This is a genomic window from Bradyrhizobium sp. LB8.2, from assembly GCF_040548035.1.
In the GTDB taxonomy this organism is placed as follows: Bacteria; Pseudomonadota; Alphaproteobacteria; order Rhizobiales; family Xanthobacteraceae; genus Bradyrhizobium.
The window spans coordinates 159,733-174,751 of sequence record NZ_JBEPQV010000005.1 but is presented as its reverse complement, the minus strand read 5'-3'; the positions used below and the strand labels follow the sequence as shown (position 1 = coordinate 174,751).

Annotated in this window: 11 protein-coding genes; 7 read left to right on the top strand and 4 right to left on the bottom strand. The window is 63.9% G+C overall.

Annotated features, from left to right (window positions below):
- Positions 1–26 precede the first annotated feature (26 nt).
- Genes ABIB06_RS08990 through ABIB06_RS08975 form a run of 4 tightly spaced genes read left to right on the top strand, consistent with a single transcriptional unit; the run spans position 27 to position 3,348 of the window.
- Positions 27–890: a branched-chain amino acid ABC transporter permease gene (locus tag ABIB06_RS08990; protein ID WP_247345807.1), complete on the top strand. Its 864-nt coding sequence runs from the start codon at positions 27–29 to the stop codon at positions 888–890.
- Positions 891–903: 13 nt separating this feature from the next.
- Complete coding sequence (locus ABIB06_RS08985; protein ID WP_354046718.1) at positions 904–1,875, top strand: branched-chain amino acid ABC transporter permease; 972 nt, start codon at positions 904–906, stop codon at positions 1,873–1,875.
- Positions 1,865–2,632: an ABC transporter ATP-binding protein gene (locus ABIB06_RS08980; protein ID WP_354046720.1), complete on the top strand. Its 768-nt coding sequence runs from the start codon at positions 1,865–1,867 to the stop codon at positions 2,630–2,632. Before ABIB06_RS08985 ends, ABIB06_RS08980 begins: the two co-directional genes overlap by 11 nt.
- Positions 2,629–3,348 carry an ABC transporter ATP-binding protein gene (locus ABIB06_RS08975; RefSeq protein WP_354046722.1) on the top strand — a complete coding sequence of 240 codons (720 nt, stop codon included), beginning with the start codon at positions 2,629–2,631 and terminating at the stop codon, positions 3,346–3,348. Before ABIB06_RS08980 ends, ABIB06_RS08975 begins: the two co-directional genes overlap by 4 nt.
- On the opposite strand, the gene ABIB06_RS08970 is transcribed toward ABIB06_RS08975, so the two are convergent.
- Positions 3,330–4,016 (bottom strand): TetR/AcrR family transcriptional regulator, encoded by a 687-nt coding sequence (locus tag ABIB06_RS08970; protein WP_354046724.1) that lies wholly within the window; start codon positions 4,014–4,016, stop codon positions 3,330–3,332. The two genes, ABIB06_RS08975 and ABIB06_RS08970, sit on opposite strands and share 19 nt — an antisense overlap.
- Before the next feature lie 107 nt (positions 4,017–4,123).
- Here ABIB06_RS08970 and ABIB06_RS08965 point away from each other — a divergent pair, with 107 nt between their 5' ends.
- A complete protein-coding gene (locus ABIB06_RS08965; RefSeq protein ID WP_354046726.1) occupies positions 4,124–6,412 on the top strand; it encodes an arylsulfatase in 2,289 nt (762 codons plus the stop codon).
- Positions 6,413–6,603: 191 nt separating this feature from the next.
- Here the strand turns inward: ABIB06_RS08965 and ABIB06_RS08960 are convergent, their stop codons facing one another.
- The 3 genes from ABIB06_RS08960 to ABIB06_RS08950 all read right to left on the bottom strand — a co-directional run bounded on the left by ABIB06_RS08960 (position 6,604) and on the right by ABIB06_RS08950 (position 11,561).
- Positions 6,604–7,176 (bottom strand): invasion associated locus B family protein, encoded by a 573-nt coding sequence (locus tag ABIB06_RS08960; protein WP_247345826.1) that lies wholly within the window; start codon positions 7,174–7,176, stop codon positions 6,604–6,606.
- Between the two features lie 69 nt (positions 7,177–7,245).
- Positions 7,246–10,392 carry an efflux RND transporter permease subunit gene (locus tag ABIB06_RS08955; RefSeq protein ID WP_354046729.1) on the bottom strand — a complete coding sequence of 1,049 codons (3,147 nt, stop codon included), beginning with the start codon at positions 10,390–10,392 and terminating at the stop codon, positions 7,246–7,248.
- The gene (locus tag ABIB06_RS08950) at positions 10,389–11,561 is read right to left on the bottom strand and encodes an efflux RND transporter periplasmic adaptor subunit (protein WP_354046730.1); all 1,173 of its coding nucleotides are present in this window, start codon (positions 11,559–11,561) and stop codon (positions 10,389–10,391) included. The genes ABIB06_RS08955 and ABIB06_RS08950 overlap by 4 nt, the downstream gene beginning before the upstream one ends.
- Positions 11,562–11,941: 380 nt before the next feature.
- Here ABIB06_RS08950 and ABIB06_RS08945 point away from each other — a divergent pair, with 380 nt between their 5' ends.
- A complete protein-coding gene (locus tag ABIB06_RS08945) occupies positions 11,942–12,181 on the top strand; it encodes a hypothetical protein (protein ID WP_247345835.1) in 240 nt (79 codons plus the stop codon).
- A 231-nt stretch (positions 12,182–12,412) separates the two neighbouring features.
- Complete coding sequence (locus ABIB06_RS08940; protein ID WP_354046733.1) at positions 12,413–14,821, top strand: TonB-dependent receptor; 2,409 nt, start codon at positions 12,413–12,415, stop codon at positions 14,819–14,821.
- Positions 14,822–15,019 lie beyond the last annotated feature (198 nt).

The window sequence follows — 15,019 nt, the reverse complement described above, 5'->3', positions numbered from 1 at the left end:
ATAATTTGATCAGAGCAACGCGGCTCATGTCCTTTGTACTCGTGCAGGTGATCGTCGGCGGGCTTCTGCTTGGCGCCGTCTACGCCCTGTTTTCCTCCGGCCTCACGCTGGTGTGGGGCATGATGAACATCGTCAATTTCGCGCATGGCGATTTCGTCATGCTCGGCATGTACGTCGCCTACGTCGTCTACACGCTGTTGGGCGGAGGGCCGATCCTCGGCGCGCCGCTGGCGACGCTGGTGCTCGCGACGGTCGGTGTCGTGGTCTATTTCGCCCTGATCCGCGACATCATGAAGGGGCCGATGCTGGCGCAGATCCTCGGCACCTTCGGCCTGGCGCTGCTGTTGCGCTATTCCGTGTTCTGGTGGTTCGGCGCCAACTTCCTGTCGATGCCCCCGAATATCGTGGGCGGCACTTATGCGTTTGCCGGCTTGCGCATCGAGGCCTCGCGGCTGCTTGCTGGCGTGGTCGCGCTGCTCGTGACGCTCGGGCTACATCTGCTGCTGACGCGGACCTCGCTCGGCTCGAAAATGCTGGCGGTGGCGGAGGATCAAACAGCGGCTCAGCTGATGGGCATCCGGCCCGACACCATGCAGGCGATCGCCTGGGCGATTGCGGCCGGCGCCACCGGGCTTGCCGGCGCGCTGATTGCGAACTTCTTCTACATCGTGCCGACCGTCGGCGAGACGCTCGGCATCGTCGCCTTCGTCACGGTGTCGCTCGGCGGTTTTGGGAGCGTGCCCGGCGCGCTCGTCGCAGGGCTCCTGATCGGGGTGATCGAGTCACTATCCGGCTATCTGATCGGCGCGATCTACAAGGACATCGTCGTCTATGTCCTGTTCCTGCTCTTCCTCTGGTTCCGGCCACAGGGCCTAATGGGGAAGATGTGATGAGAAAGCTGTGATGCGGCGCTTGATCTGGCTCTCGGTCGTCGCAGCGATTGCGATCGCCTATCCGCTGCTGCTGTCCTCGCCGTTCCAGCAGCGCTTGGGCGCACTGGTGCTGCTCTATGCGATTGCGGCGTCGGCCTGGAACATCGTCGGCGGCTATGCCGGCCAGGTTTCGGTCGGACACGTCGTGTTCTTCGGCTGCGGCGCCTATGCCGCGATGGGGGCCTATGTAAAATTTGGCCTGTCGCCCCTGTTCGGCATTCCCGGCGGGATCGTGCTGGCCGTGGGCTTGGCTGCGATCATCGGTGTGCCGACGCTGCGTCTGTCCGGCCATTATTTCAGCATGGCGACGATCGCGGTCGCCGAGACGATGCGGCTGATCGTCACCAACACCGACTGGCTAGGCGCGGCCGTCGGGCTCTCTGGTCCAACTGTCCCGCGCAACATCTTCGATCTCTCGTTCCTGTCGTCGCTGCCGTACTATTATCTCTTCTTGCTCATCCTCGCGATCACGCTTCTGATCACGTGGTGGATGACCAACAGCCGGATGGGGTTTTACCTGCGCGCGATCAAGGATTCCGAACGGGCCGCGCGCTCGCTCGGTGCACCTGCGAGCCGTACCAAGCTCTATGCCTACATGCTGAGTGCGGCGCTGACGAGCGTCGCCGGCGCGCTCTACGCCATGATGTTCGGCTTCGTCGATCCCGAGTCCGGGTTCGGCATCCTGATCTCGGTGAAAATTCTGATCATGGCGGCGCTGGGCGGGGCAGGGCTGCTGTTCGGACCGCTGGTGGGCGCCGCGATCCTGGTGCCGCTGGAGGAGATCTCCAACAGCTGGCTCGGCGGCAAGGGCGCCGGGCTCACCTTCGTGCTCTATGGCGCGATCATCGTGGTGATCGCGCGCTTCCAGCCGGGCGGTCTGCTCAGCCTGTTCACACGCCGCAGCAAATCCGGCAAGGATACAGGAGCAGGCCATGCTCCTTGAGGCGCGCGGGATCACCAAGGCGTTCGGCAGCTTCAAGGCAGTGGACGATGCTTCCGTCACGCTGGAGCAGGGCGACATCCTCGGCCTGATCGGCCCCAACGGCGCGGGCAAGTCCACGTTCTTCAACTGCCTCACCGGCGATCTCAAGACCACGTCTGGCCGCGTCCTGTTCGAGGGCCGCGACATCACCGACTTCACGCCGGAGCTGCGCGCCGGGCTTGGGCTCGCCCGCACCTTCCAGGTGCCGCAGACATTCGAAGGCATGACGGTGCTCGAGAACGTCATGATCGGCGCCTTCCTGCGCACGGCGCATCGCAAGGAGGCCGAGACCAAGGCGCGCGCCGTGCTCGAGCGGGTCGGCATGATCAGGCTTGCGGATGCACCGGCGCGCTCGCTCGGCACGCCCGGCCGCAAGCGGCTGGAGATCGCGCGCGCGCTCGCGACCGAGCCAAAGGTGCTGCTGCTCGACGAAGCCATGGCCGGTCTCAACGCGCATGAAGTGAGGCTCGCCATCGACCTCGTCCGCGATATCCACCGTTCCGGCATTACGCTTGTGATCGTCGAGCACATCATGGAAGTGATCATGTCGCTCGCGAGCCGCGTGATGGTGTTCCACCAGGGTAAGGAGATCGCCCGTGGGTCACCCCGCGAGGTCACGTCCAACCCGGCGGTGATCGAGGCCTATCTCGGCAAGCGCGCGGCCAAGGCGGCCGCCGGCCACACGCCGGTCGAATTGATGGGCGGGCCGGACCTATGAGCGGGGCGTTGCTCAGGATCGAGCATCTGGAGGTGCGCTACGGCGATCTCATCGGCGTCTCCGACGTCTCGCTGGAGGTTCCCGAAGGCAGCGTCGTCGCACTGCTAGGCTCCAATGGCGGCGGCAAGACCACGACGTTGAACGCCATCGCCGGCCTCATTCCCGTGCATTCCGGATTGATCCACTTTCGCGGCGAGGACATCGCCGGCGAGAGGGCGTTTGCGATCGTGCGCAAGGGGCTGGCGTTGTCGCCGGAGGGCTGGCGGCTGTTCGTGCAGCAGAGCGTGGAGAACAATTTGTTGCTCGGCGCAACGCCGCTGCACGACAAGTCGCGCCGGGCCACGCTGCTGGAGCGCGTCTACGAGTTCTTTCCGCGGTTGAAGGAGCGCCGCAACCAGCGCGCCGGCACCATGTCCGGCGGGGAACGGCAGATGCTCGCGGTCGGCCGCGCGCTGATGAGCGATCCGAAACTGCTGATGCTGGATGAACCCTCGCTCGGTCTTGCGCCGGCGATCGTCGAATCCATGTACGAGACGTTCGGCCGCCTGCATCGCGAGGGTCTGACCATCCTGCTCGCCGAGCAATCGATCGAGCTCGCGCTGGAAGTCTCGGATTTCGCCACCGTGCTCCAGGTCGGCAAGAGCGTGCTGTCAGGCACGGCCGCAGCGCTCGCGCAGGACCCGCAGGTGCAGAAGGCTTATCTTGGGGTGGACTGACTGATTTTCGCCTGAAGCAGCAGCAACAGGCAGCCGGCGAGCCGCGTCTCCATCTCCTTCGTCCCGAGCGACAGCGGCCCGGGATCATTGAGGATCGCATTCACCAGCGTGCCCAGCACGATTTGGAAGCCGAACGCGATGGTGCGGACCTTGGCGGCCTTACGCCCTTTGCCCATCGCCGGCAGCAGGAGAGGGGTGGCGCGTTCGGTGGTCGCTTTCGCAAGAGCCTTGAATGCTGTCCATTTGTCCGGGCGGGTGTCGTCATGCTGGAGCGCTGCGCGCAGCACACCCTCGTGGTTGCGCATCCAGATGATGATGTCGCTGACGATGATTTGGCAGAGCTTGTCGAGGCCCGCATCGGGCGACGGCCGCCTGATCTCGGCCAGCCGCTGCTCGCCGTCGCGCGCGGCCAGTGCCATCAGCGCGTTGAAATAGGCTTCCTTGCTTTCGAAGCGGCTGTAGAAGGCGCCGACGGTGGCACCGACTTCGGTGCAGAGCGCTTCGATCGAAAGCTCGGCGAGGCTGCGCCTCCGCAGCATCTCCGCGCCGGCGCGCAGCAGCGCCAGCGTCGTCTCGCGGCTGCGCTTCTGGCGCGACGGGACGACGCCGGGCAGGTCGAAATCACGAAACCCGGGCTGTTCCGAACCTGGCTGCTTCCGCGCTTGCATCTGGGTCAAATCATAACCATAATTCGGATTATAGTTTAGGCGGGGACGAGCCGCAGGTCAACCATGGCCGTCGGCGGCCATCCAGGCCAGCCGACAGGGAGGATCAGATGAGCGCAGGCAGCAACACGCCGTTCCGCGGCACCGTCGGCAAGACGGTTGCGGACTCAAAGCCCTGGTGGCCGGAGGCGCCGAGGCCGCCCGAGGCCGCGCCGAACATTTTGGTCGTGCTGTTCGACGACGTCGGCTTCTCCGATTTCGGCTGCTATGGTTCCGCGATCAAGACGCCGACCATCGACAGGCTCGCCGCCGAAGGGCTGCGTTACTCCGGCTTCCACACCACCGCGATGTGCTCGACCACGCGCGCGGCACTGCTCACCGGGCGCAACCATCACTCCGTCGGCGTCGGATGCCTTGCCAATTTCGATTCCGGCTATCCCGGCTACCGCGGCAAAATCGCGCGCGAGGCGGGGACACTCGCCGAGATGCTGCGCACCCACGGCTATCGCAACTACATGGTCGGCAAATGGCACGTGACGCCGCTGACCGAAAGCGGCGCCACCGGCCCGTTCGACGGCTGGCCGCTCGGCCGCGGTTTTGATCGCTTCTACGGCTTTCTCGATGCCGAGACCGACCAGTACGCGCCGGAGCTCGTCTCCGACAACACGCATATCGATCCCCCGGGGACGTCTGGCGATGGCTATCATCTGACCGAGGACCTGATCGACCAGTCGATCCGCTTCATCGGTGATCACGTCGCCGATCGTCCCGACATCCCGTGGCTCACCTGGGTGGCGCTGGGGGCCTGCCACGCGCCGCACCAGGCCCCGGCCGAGATCATCAGGAGCTACGACGCGACGTTCTCACACGGCTGGGACATCGAGCGCGAGCAGCGGCTGTCGCGTCAGAAGGCGATGGGGCTGGTGCCGGAGGGAACGCGGATGCCGGCGCGCAATGACGGCGTGAAGGCCTGGGAAGATCATTCGGCCGACGAGCGTCGCGTCTTCACGCGCCTGCAGGCGGCTTTTGCCGGCATGCTCGATCATTCCGATCGTCATCTTGCGCGCCTTGTCTCATTCCTGGAGACGGCCAACATCCGCGACAACACGGTCATCATCGTGATGTCTGACAACGGCGCCAGCCAGGAGGGCGGACCGCTCGGCTTCGTCAACGCGATGGGTCCGTTCAACTTCAAGCCGGAGCCGATCGCGGAGAAGCTGAGCCGTATCGATGACATCGGCGGGCCCGATACCCACAGTAATTTTCCGCATGGTTGGGCGATGGCGTCCAACACGCCACTGCGGCGCTACAAGCAGAACACCCATGGCGGCGGTATCCGTGATCCCTTCGTCATCAACTGGCCGAAGCAGATCGCGGCCAAGGGAGAGCTGCGGCACCAGTTCGTGCACGCAACCGACCTCACGCCGACGCTGCTGGAGCTGATCGGCATCGAGGCGCCCGCCGAGATCGCGGGCTGCCGGCAGATGCCGCTGGAAGGCGAGAGCTTTGCGCGTTCGATCGCGGACGCGTCCGCTCCTTCAAGGAGCTCGCCGCAATATTTCGAGATGTTCGGCCATCGCGGCCTTTGGCAGGGCGGCTGGAAGGCGGTCGCCTTCCATCCATCGGGCACGCCGTTCGATAGCGACAAATGGGAGCTGTTCCATCTCGATGAGGATTTCTCCGAGACCGATGATCTTGCGGCGAAAGAACCGGAGCGCCTGGCAGCGATGATCGCGGCATGGTGGGAGGAAGCCGGGAAGCACAAGGTGCTGCCGCTCGACGACCGCTTCGGGCCGCGCTTTGCGGAGAATGCCGCGCGCTTCCATGGTGCGCGCCATCATTTCGTCTTCCATGCCGGCATGGGTCATGTGCCGACCGATGTCGCGCCTGATGTGCGCAGCCGCAGCTACACGATCGAGGCGCATGTCGAGATCGACGAGGCGGGTGCCGACGGCGTGCTGATCTCGCATGGGGACGCGACGTCCGGCTATAGCCTCTACGTCAAGGACGGCCATCTCGTGCACGACCTCAACATCGGCGGCAGTCACCAGATCGTCCGCTCGGAGCGCAAGGTGCCGTCAGGCGCGCGGCGGCTCGGCGTTCACGTTGAGCGTCTTGTGCGCAAGGAGCCGCCGGCCAAGGGCTCGCGTACCGGCGTCACCGACTACACGCTCCTGATCGACGGTGAGAAGGCGGGATCGCTGCAGACCCAGCTCGGATTCCACACGCTGATTTCGTGGTCCGGCCTCGACATCGGCCGCGACCGCGGCAGCCCGGTGTCGCATTACGAGGCGCCGTTCGAATTCGAAGGACGGCTCTCGCGCGTCAGCGTGACCATGCACAACGACCAGAAGCTCGACGGCGACGCCGTCGGCAACGCGCAGATGGCTCGGCAGTAACGGCAGGCTTGCGGGCTGCGAGAGCGCTCGGCCTTCATGGTTCGAGACGCCCGCCCTGGCGGGCTCCTCACCATGAGGGTTTGGGATTTGCCGTGCGCTGAAACCTCATCCTGAGGAGCCCGCGGAAGCGGGCGTCTCGAAGGATGGGCCGCAAGGAAAACTCCTGCGGCAATCGGCGAAAAAGAAGCGCGCTACTTGATCTTGTCGTAAGCGGCCGCGAAATCGCCGAGCGGCATCGGGATCGCGATCGTTTCCTTCGCCATGTTCTGGAAGGAGACCTTGAGCTGTTTGCCCGACCGCAAGGTCGCAAGCAGGTCCGGCGCGATCGGGGTCGAGGCGTAGCAGCCGCGGTTCTCGCAGGTCTGGATGGGGAGATCGACCGTCTTGCCCTCGTCGACCTGGAGCTTGGCGCCGATGGGAAGGTTGAGGCCGAGCGGCAATTGCAGCAGCGCCACCGGTGTGCGGGTGTCGGGCGCAATGCGGATGTTGATCAGGACGATGGTCTGGCCGGTCTTGGTCAGCACCGCGTTCTGCTCCATCGCGCATTCGAGCGGCGCATCGCGGCTGACGCTTGTACAGCGCACGACCCAGCCGGCCTGCTGCGCCGGAGAGCCCTCAGCCTGCGGTTGCGTCGGAGCCGGTGCGGGCTGTGCCGCCGGGGCAGGGGGAGCTGCGTTCTTCTTGGCGCCCTGCTGGGCATACGCGGCACCCGTCGACAACAGGAGCGCGGCGGCAAGGGCGGCAAGTCTGGATTGCATGGACATGGCAAAACCGCGTTGGCGTGAACCGGGGTCTCGCTCGCTGTAGCGTCGCCAGGCGCGCGGTGCAAGCTGCTACTCGGCAGCTTCCTTAACGGTGCCGTGCGCGATCGTCTCGTCGCCTTCGCCGTCACCCTTACGGCCCCAACCCGAGAACCAGTTGTTGAGCTCGTCGAGATAGAGATAGACGACCGGGGTGGTGAACAGCGTCAGCGCCTGGCTGACGATCAGGCCGCCGACCATGGCGTAGCCGAGCGGCTGGCGGATCTCGGCGCCGGTGCCGTGACTGAGCATCAGCGGCACGCCGCCGAGCAGGGCAGCCATCGTCGTCATCATGATCGGACGGAAGCGCAAGAGCGCTGCCTGCCGGATCGATTCCGCCGGCGTCTTGTGCTCGTCGCGCTCCGCGGCGATGGCGAAGTCCACCATCATGATGCCGTTCTTCTTCACGATGCCGATCAGCAGAATAATGCCGATCAAAGCAATGAGGCTGAACTCGAAACCGGCCGCCATCAGGATCGCGAGCGCCCCGACGCCGGCCGAGGGCAGGGTCGAGAGAATCGTGATCGGATGGATGTAGCTCTCGTAGAGGATGCCGAGGATCAGATAGACCACGACCAGCGCCGCGAGGATCAGGAGCGGCACGGTGCCCAGCGACTGCTGGAACGCCTGTGCCGTGCCTTGGAAGCTCGAATTGAGCGTTGGCGGCGCACCGAGATCGGCCATCGCCTTCTGCACGGCCTCCGTGGCCTGGCCGAGCGCGACGCCTTGGGCGAGGTTGAAGCTGATCGTGATCGCCGGGAACTGGCCCTGATGACTGATCGAGAGCGGGCGGACCGGATCGGTGCTCCAGGTCGCAAACGTCGACAGCGGCACCTGGTCCCCGGTCAGCGGCGATTTCAGATAGAGTTTGTTCAGGCTTTCGAGGCTGCCCTGCATCTCCGGGAGGATTTCCAGGATCACCTTGTAGGTGTTGAGCTGGGTGAAATACTGCGTGACCTGGCGCTGGCCGAAGGCGTCGTACAGCGTGTCGTCGATCAGCTGAGGCTGGATGCCGTAGCGCGCTGCGGTATCGCGGTTGATCTTGAGCTGAACCGTGGTGCCTTTGGTCTGCTGGTCGGTCGCGACGTCGCGCAGTTGCGGCAACGTCTGCATCTTGGCGAGGATTTTCGGCGCCCAGTCGTTGAGCTCGGCCAGATCGGCGTCCTGCAACGTGAACTCGAACTGCGTGCGCGTCGGCCGGCCGCCGAGCCGGACGTCCTGGGCCGCCTGCATGTAGAGACGGGCGCCCGACACCTTCTCGAGCTGGGGACGCAGCCGCGCGATGATCTGCTGCGCCGAGGTAGTGCGGACGCCGAGCGGCTTCAGCGTGATGAACATGTTGCCGTTGTTGCCGGCGCGGCCGCTGCCGCCGATGTTCATCGCGATCGTTGCGACGTCGGGATCGTCCATCACGATCTTGCCGAGCTCGACCTGGCGGCGCTGCATCTCCGCGAACGAGATGTCCTGGGAGGCTTCCGAGGTCGCGGTGATCAGGCCGACGTCCTGCTGCGGGAAGAACCCTTTCGGGATCAGGACGAACAGGTAGACCGACAAAGCAAGGGTTGCGAAGAAGATCGCGAGCGTCGTGCGGCGCCAGGCGAGGGCATGGTCGAGCACCCATTCGTAGCCGCGCAGCATCGCATCGAAGCCGCGCTCGCTCCACTGGTAGAACTTGCCGTGGGTCACCTCGCCATGGGCGCGCAGGAAGCGCGAGGCCATCATCGGCGTCAGGGTCAGCGACACGAACATCGAGACGAAGATCGTCATCGCCAGCACGACGGCGAATTCGCGGAACAGGCGCCCGATGATGCCGCCCATCAGCAGCAGCGGAATCAGCACCGCGACCAGCGAGATACTGATCGACACGATGGTGAAGCCGATTTCCTTGGAGCCCTTGAAGGCGGCCGCCATCGGCGATTCGCCTTCCTCGATGTAGCGGGTGATGTTCTCGAGCATCACGATGGCGTCGTCGACGACGAAGCCGACCGCGATGGTGAGCGCCATCAGCGACAGATTGTCGAGCGAATAGCCGACCACCCACATCAAGGCGCACGCGCCCAGCAGCGCCAGGGGAACCGTAATGGTGGGAATGACGGTCGCCCAGAAACTGCGCAGGAAAATGAAGATGACCATGACCACCAGCGCAATGGTCAGCAGCAGCGTGAACTGGACGTCCTCGACGGCGGCGCGGATGGTCGTGGTGCGGTCGCTGATGAGCTCGATCTTGATCGCGGGCGGTATCGCGGCCACGAGGCGAGGCAGGGTGGCCTTGATCCGGTCGACGGTCTCGATCACGTTGGCGCCCGGCTGCTTGAATATCACCAGGAACACGCCGCGCTTGCCATTGGCCCAGGCCGCCTGCTTGGCGTCTTCAGCGCCACTGACCGCCTGGCCGATGTCGCGGATTCGCAAGGGACCGCCATTGCGATAGGCGATGATGACGTCGTTCCAGTCCTTGGCCTGGGTCAGCTGGTCGTTGGCGTAGATCGTGTAGGCGCGCTTCGGGCCGTCGATATTGCCTTTGGGGCTGTCGACCGTGGTGATCGCGATCTGGCTGCGCACGTCCTCCATCGACAGGCCCTTGGCGACGAGTTTCGCCGGATCGATCTGGATGCGGATGGACGGTTTCTGCTGGCCGCCGATGAACACCTGCGCGACGCCCGAGAGCTGGCTGATCTGCTGGGCGAGCTGGGCATCGACCGCGTCGCTGACGCTGGTCAGCGGCAATGTATCGGAGGTCGCCGACAGCAGCAGGATCGGCGCGTCGGCCGGGTTGACCTTGCGGTAGGTCGGCGGCGAGGGCAGATTCTTCGGCAGCTGGCCGCTCGCGGCATTGATGGCGCCCTGCACGTCATTGGCGGCGCCGTCGATGCTGCGGTTGAGGTCGAACTGGATCGTGATCGACGCGGTGCCCAGATAGCTCGTCGAGGTCATCTGGGCGATGCCCGGGATCTGGGCGAATTGCCGTTCGAGCGGCTGGGCCACCGACGAGGCCATGGTCTCCGGGCTGCCGCCCGGCAGATTGGCGGTGATCTGGATGGTCGGGAAGTCCACCTGCGGCAGTGGCGCGACCGGCAGCAGGGGATAGGCGACGAGACCGACGAAGAGAATGCCGGCCATCAGCAGCGAGGTGCCGATGGGATAACGGATGAAAGGTGCCGAAATCCCTCCCGCGTTCATTCCTGTCGAACCTTGTTCTGGGCCGGATCCGTACTCGCCACGGCCGTGGAGACGAGGCTTCCCGGCTGGACCTTGAATTGGCCGCCGGTGATCACTTGTTGCCCGGGCGTCAGCCCTTCGTCGATGACCGAACGCCCGTCGATGCCGTAGCTGACCTTGATCTTGTGCATCTCGGCCTTGTTGTCCTGATTGACGGTATAGGCATAGAGGCCGTTGGTGGAGTGCTGGACCGCGTCATCGGGAACGACGGTCGCATCTTTCAAGGTGCGCACCAGAAGGCGCGTCGACACCGACTGCCCGGGCCACAGCGCGTGGTCCTTATTGTCGAACACCGCCTTGAGCCGGATCGTCCCGCTGCTCGTGTCGACCTGGTTGTTGATGACCGCGAGCTTGCCCTCGGCCAGCGTCTTCTTGCCGTCGGTGGTGAAAGCGATCACCTTGAGCGCGCCGGCCTTCTGGCCCTCGCTGATATAGGGAAGCTGATCCTCCGGCGCCGTGAAGATCACCGAGATCGGCTCGACCTGCGATATCGTGACGATGCCGGTCTGCGTCGAGGCGTTGACAATGTTGCCCACGTCGACCTGGCGCAGGCCCGCGACGCCGGTGATCGGTGCCTTGACCTGGGTGTAGTCGAGCTGGGTCTGGGCGTTGGAGATTGCGGCATCGTCGGCGGCGATCTGCGCAGTGAGCTGGGCGACAGTTGAGCGCTGGGTGTCGACCCGCTGTGCGGTGGCGAATTCACCGAGCTTCATGGCGCGCTGGAGCTCGAGATTGGCGTTGGCCAGATTCGCCTCGTCCTGGGCCCTCTTGGCCTTGGCCTGGTCGAGCGTGGCTTGATAGGGGCGGGGATCAATCGAGACGAGAAGCTCGTCCTGCTTGACGATCTGGCCTTCGGTGAAGGCGATCTTGTCGATCTGGCCATCCACCCGCGTCCGGACTTGTACGGTGTTGAAGCCCGCAACCGTGCCCAGACCGGTCAGGTAGACCGGGAAGTCGACCTTCTGGACCGGCGAAACACTCACGAGGACGGCGGGCGGGCGCTGCGGACCCTTCTGCGCGGTCTGGGTTTTTGCGGCGTCGGGCGAGCCGAATTTGTGCCAACCATAGTAACCCGCGGAGGCCACGGCCGCGATGATCAGAATCCAGAGGATCGGCCGGGACTTTTTCATATCGTCTCGTGTCGGCTCTCGTGCCCTAAGCTACGAATTATGAGGGCAATCATTGGGTTCCAAGGCGCCTGTATAATACACGCCAAGTTCCAGAGTAAACAGCACTATCGGTTGAGAATCCTAAACAATTGGAAAGCTTTGCACTGTCTAGGCAGCTCCGTGGCGCTACGGTGTGCAGCACTGCATTTTCCCGGCGTGAACGATCAGCGTGCAAACCTTGTGCAATGCTCGAAAGCGGTGTGCGCCACGCTGAATGGCGCCGCGCAGAGCCGCCGGGGCGGACGCTTTACAAGAACGGTTCTAAACCGTGCAGAGGCCGTTTCGGTTGTCAGGAAAATCGGCATCGTTCATATCGGCCCCGCCACCAGAGGGAGCGCAGGATGGACGAGCTGAACGGCAAGCTGATCGCGTGTCAGATTCTGATCACGGGACTGATCGCACGCGTTGCCAACGAGCAGCGTGATCCCCTGCGCTTCCTCACGGACTTCCGCGACGAGATCAAAGCCGTCGTCAACGGCGTCAACATCGCCGGCATGGACGATAGCGATCGCGTGCGCGCCGTGGCGCAGAAGACCATCGACGAATTGTTCTCGCTGATGAAGCCGCCGAGCAGCGATTGAGCTGCAACACGCTACCGTGTGAAGCAAGGCGCGTGCAGATCAACTGCATCACTATGTCGCGCGGATTTAGATCGATTACAAAGCTCGATTTTAGAATCGATTTGAACTGGACGATTTCAAGTGATCGAACGGATCACACTGCATTGACCTGCATTTTCTCGATCGATAGCACCGGCCCATCGTTCATCGCGCATGTTGCGGATCGATGAATTCAAGATGGGGTGCGTTGGGATGGAGCTGGCAGTTGTGCCGCGATCGTTGCGTTCGATCGCAGGGGGGCATTCGGTTGAGAACAAGTTCGATGGGCATTCTGGCAAGGCGGTTTCTGCCGTTGCAGGATTGATCGCGGTGGCGTCGGTGTCGAGCGGCGCAGAGGCGCAGCAGTCGAACCTGCCGCCGGTGACGGTCGACGCTCCCGTCGCGCGTCCGCGTCCCGCGGTTTCGAAGCCGACGCCGGATCAGGTCCGCGCGCGCAATGCGCTTCGGCGCGCCGCGCAGCGGCAGCAGGCGGCGCAGCAGACCGCGCCCACGGTCCCGGCCGGCGAAGTCGATCGCAATCCCTATTCCGATCCGGCGGCGCCCTACAAGGTCGACCACGTCCAGGCCTCCGGCAAGTTTCCCGAGCCGATGCTGAACACGCCGAAGACCATCACGGTGCTCAGCAAGGAAGTGCTCGAGGACAAGAATGCCACGACGCTGAAGGAGATCGGCCGTTCGACCGCCGGCGTGACGCTGGGATCGGGTGAGGGCGGCAACGCCTTCGGCGACCGCTTCTTCATCCGCGGCTTCGACGCGCGAAACGACGTCTTCATCGACGGCATCCGCGATCCCGCGGTCTCGATCCGCGAGAACTTCTTCACCGAGCAGATCGAGATTCTGCGCGGGCCAGCCTCGTCCTATGCCGGCCGCGGCACCGCCGGCGGCGCCATCAACATCGTCACCAAGCAGGCCGGCGACACCAACTTCAAGCGCATGGATACCGAGTTCGGCACCGACAGGACCAAGCGCGTCACGATCGATGTCAACCAGGTGATCGATCCGACCTTCTCGGTGCGCACCGGCGGCATGTTCCAGGATGCCAACGTCGCCGGCCGCGACTACGTCACCGACAATCGCTGGGGCAGTTTCATCTCGACCAAGTACACCCCGACCAGCGACATCAAGATCACCACGAACTACGTCCATACCGATCTCAGCGGCCTGCCGGATTTCGGCGTGCCTTATTACAAGAAGGGTAACGTGCCGGTGACGTCCGCCGGCATTCCGCGTGGAAACTGGTACGGCTTCCTCAACCGCGACTTCCAGACCGCGCGGCAGGATTTCGGCACCGGCACGATCGAGTACAAGGTCAACGAGGCCATCACGCTGAGCAGCAAAGTGCGCGGCGAGCACTCGCTGCTGAACTACATCGGCACGCTGCCGCAGAACCCGAATACGACCAGCCCCAATCCCTTGCTCTGGACCACGACGGCCAGCGCGCAGAGCCGGCTGCAGAACGTGGACGTGTGGGCCAACCAGAACGAGGCCACGTTCAAGCTCGACACCGGCGGGGTGAAGCACACTGCCGTATTCGGCGTGGAATATGCGAACGAGAACATCTCGATCGACCGTTACGCCGGCCTCGCGTCGGAACTGGCCGGCAGCGCCTTCACCAGCACCGGCGCCGTTACAGGGGTCAATCTCTATTCCCCCCAGTACACCAACATCCCGTTCGGATCGCCGTCGTTGACCGGAAATCCGACGCGCTATGGTGTCAACACCAGCAGCGTGTACGTCATGGATACCGCCAACTGGCAGGACACGATCATCGTCAATGGCGGCATCCGTTACGACGGCTACAACATGAGCTCGTCGACCAACTCGCCGAATTACCTGAAAATGAACGCCGACCTCGTCAACTACAACGTCGGCCTGGTCTACAAGCCGACGTCGATCGGCAGCGTCTATGCGGCCTATGCGACCTCGGCCAATCCGTTCGGCTCGGAGCTTGACGCGACCGGCACCGACTACGGTGGCGTTCCGGCCAACACGGCCATCCTGCTCGGGCCCGAGCGCAACAAGGCGGCCGAACTCGGCACCAAATGGGAGCTGGCGGATCGTCACCTGCTGGTCAGCGCTGCGCTGTTCCAGACCACGAAGGACAATGCGCGCGAGACAAACGCCGCGGGCCTGCTCACGTCGAACGCTGCCTACCGCATCCAGGGCATCGACATCGAGGCCGAGGGCAAGATCACCGATCGCTGGAGCATCTTCGGCGGCATCGTGCTGATGCAGTCGAAGGTCACGCAGAGCAACATCGCCTCCAACCTCGGCCTGCAGCTCGCCAACGTCGCGCACCAGTCGTTCAGCATGCTGACCAAGTACAAGTTCGATGGCGGCTGGGAGCTGGGCGGGCAGGCGGTGTACCGCTCGAAAGTCTATGGCGGCACGTTCGCGGCCAATACCGGCAACGAGCTCGCGAGCTACTGGCGCTTCGACGCGTTCGTCGAGAAGAAGATCGACAAGAACTGGACCATGAAGTTCTACGCGCAGAATCTCACCAACAAGCTCTACTACGATACGCTCTACCGCAGCGCCGTGCCGTTCGTGGCGGTCGCGCCGGGCCGGGCATTCTATCTCGTGACGACGGCGAAGTTCTGATTTCGTCTATCCAAGGCTGGGATGTCCGCCATGGCGGGCATCCCTCCACCTTCCGCATCCGATGGTGAGAGTGCGTGCCACCGGTGTCCGAGGGACAAAATCGGCATCAGTTTAGAACGCTTACAAACTCGAGATTAGAACGCTTACAAAGTGACGCGCGCAGGCAAGTTTAGAATTGCTTTGAAATGGGCGGATTCC

Excerpts from the sequence above, each read along its gene's own strand:
- ABIB06_RS08990 (WP_247345807.1), top strand. The coding sequence starts at position 27 with ATGTCCTTTGTACTCGTGCAGGTGATCGTCGGCGGGCTTCTGCTTGGC.
- ABIB06_RS08985 (WP_354046718.1), top strand. The coding sequence starts at position 904 with ATGCGGCGCTTGATCTGGCTCTCGGTCGTCGCAGCGATTGCGATCGCC.
- ABIB06_RS08980 (WP_354046720.1), top strand. The coding sequence starts at position 1,865 with ATGCTCCTTGAGGCGCGCGGGATCACCAAGGCGTTCGGCAGCTTCAAG.
- ABIB06_RS08975 (WP_354046722.1), top strand. The coding sequence starts at position 2,629 with ATGAGCGGGGCGTTGCTCAGGATCGAGCATCTGGAGGTGCGCTACGGC.
- ABIB06_RS08970 (WP_354046724.1), bottom strand. The coding sequence starts at position 4,016 with ATGCAAGCGCGGAAGCAGCCAGGTTCGGAACAGCCCGGGTTTCGTGAT.
- ABIB06_RS08965 (WP_354046726.1), top strand. The coding sequence starts at position 4,124 with ATGAGCGCAGGCAGCAACACGCCGTTCCGCGGCACCGTCGGCAAGACG.
- ABIB06_RS08960 (WP_247345826.1), bottom strand. The coding sequence starts at position 7,176 with ATGTCCATGCAATCCAGACTTGCCGCCCTTGCCGCCGCGCTCCTGTTG.
- ABIB06_RS08955 (WP_354046729.1), bottom strand. The coding sequence starts at position 10,392 with ATGAACGCGGGAGGGATTTCGGCACCTTTCATCCGTTATCCCATCGGC.
- ABIB06_RS08950 (WP_354046730.1), bottom strand. The coding sequence starts at position 11,561 with ATGAAAAAGTCCCGGCCGATCCTCTGGATTCTGATCATCGCGGCCGTG.
- ABIB06_RS08945 (WP_247345835.1), top strand. The coding sequence starts at position 11,942 with ATGGACGAGCTGAACGGCAAGCTGATCGCGTGTCAGATTCTGATCACG.
- ABIB06_RS08940 (WP_354046733.1), top strand. The coding sequence starts at position 12,413 with ATGGAGCTGGCAGTTGTGCCGCGATCGTTGCGTTCGATCGCAGGGGGG.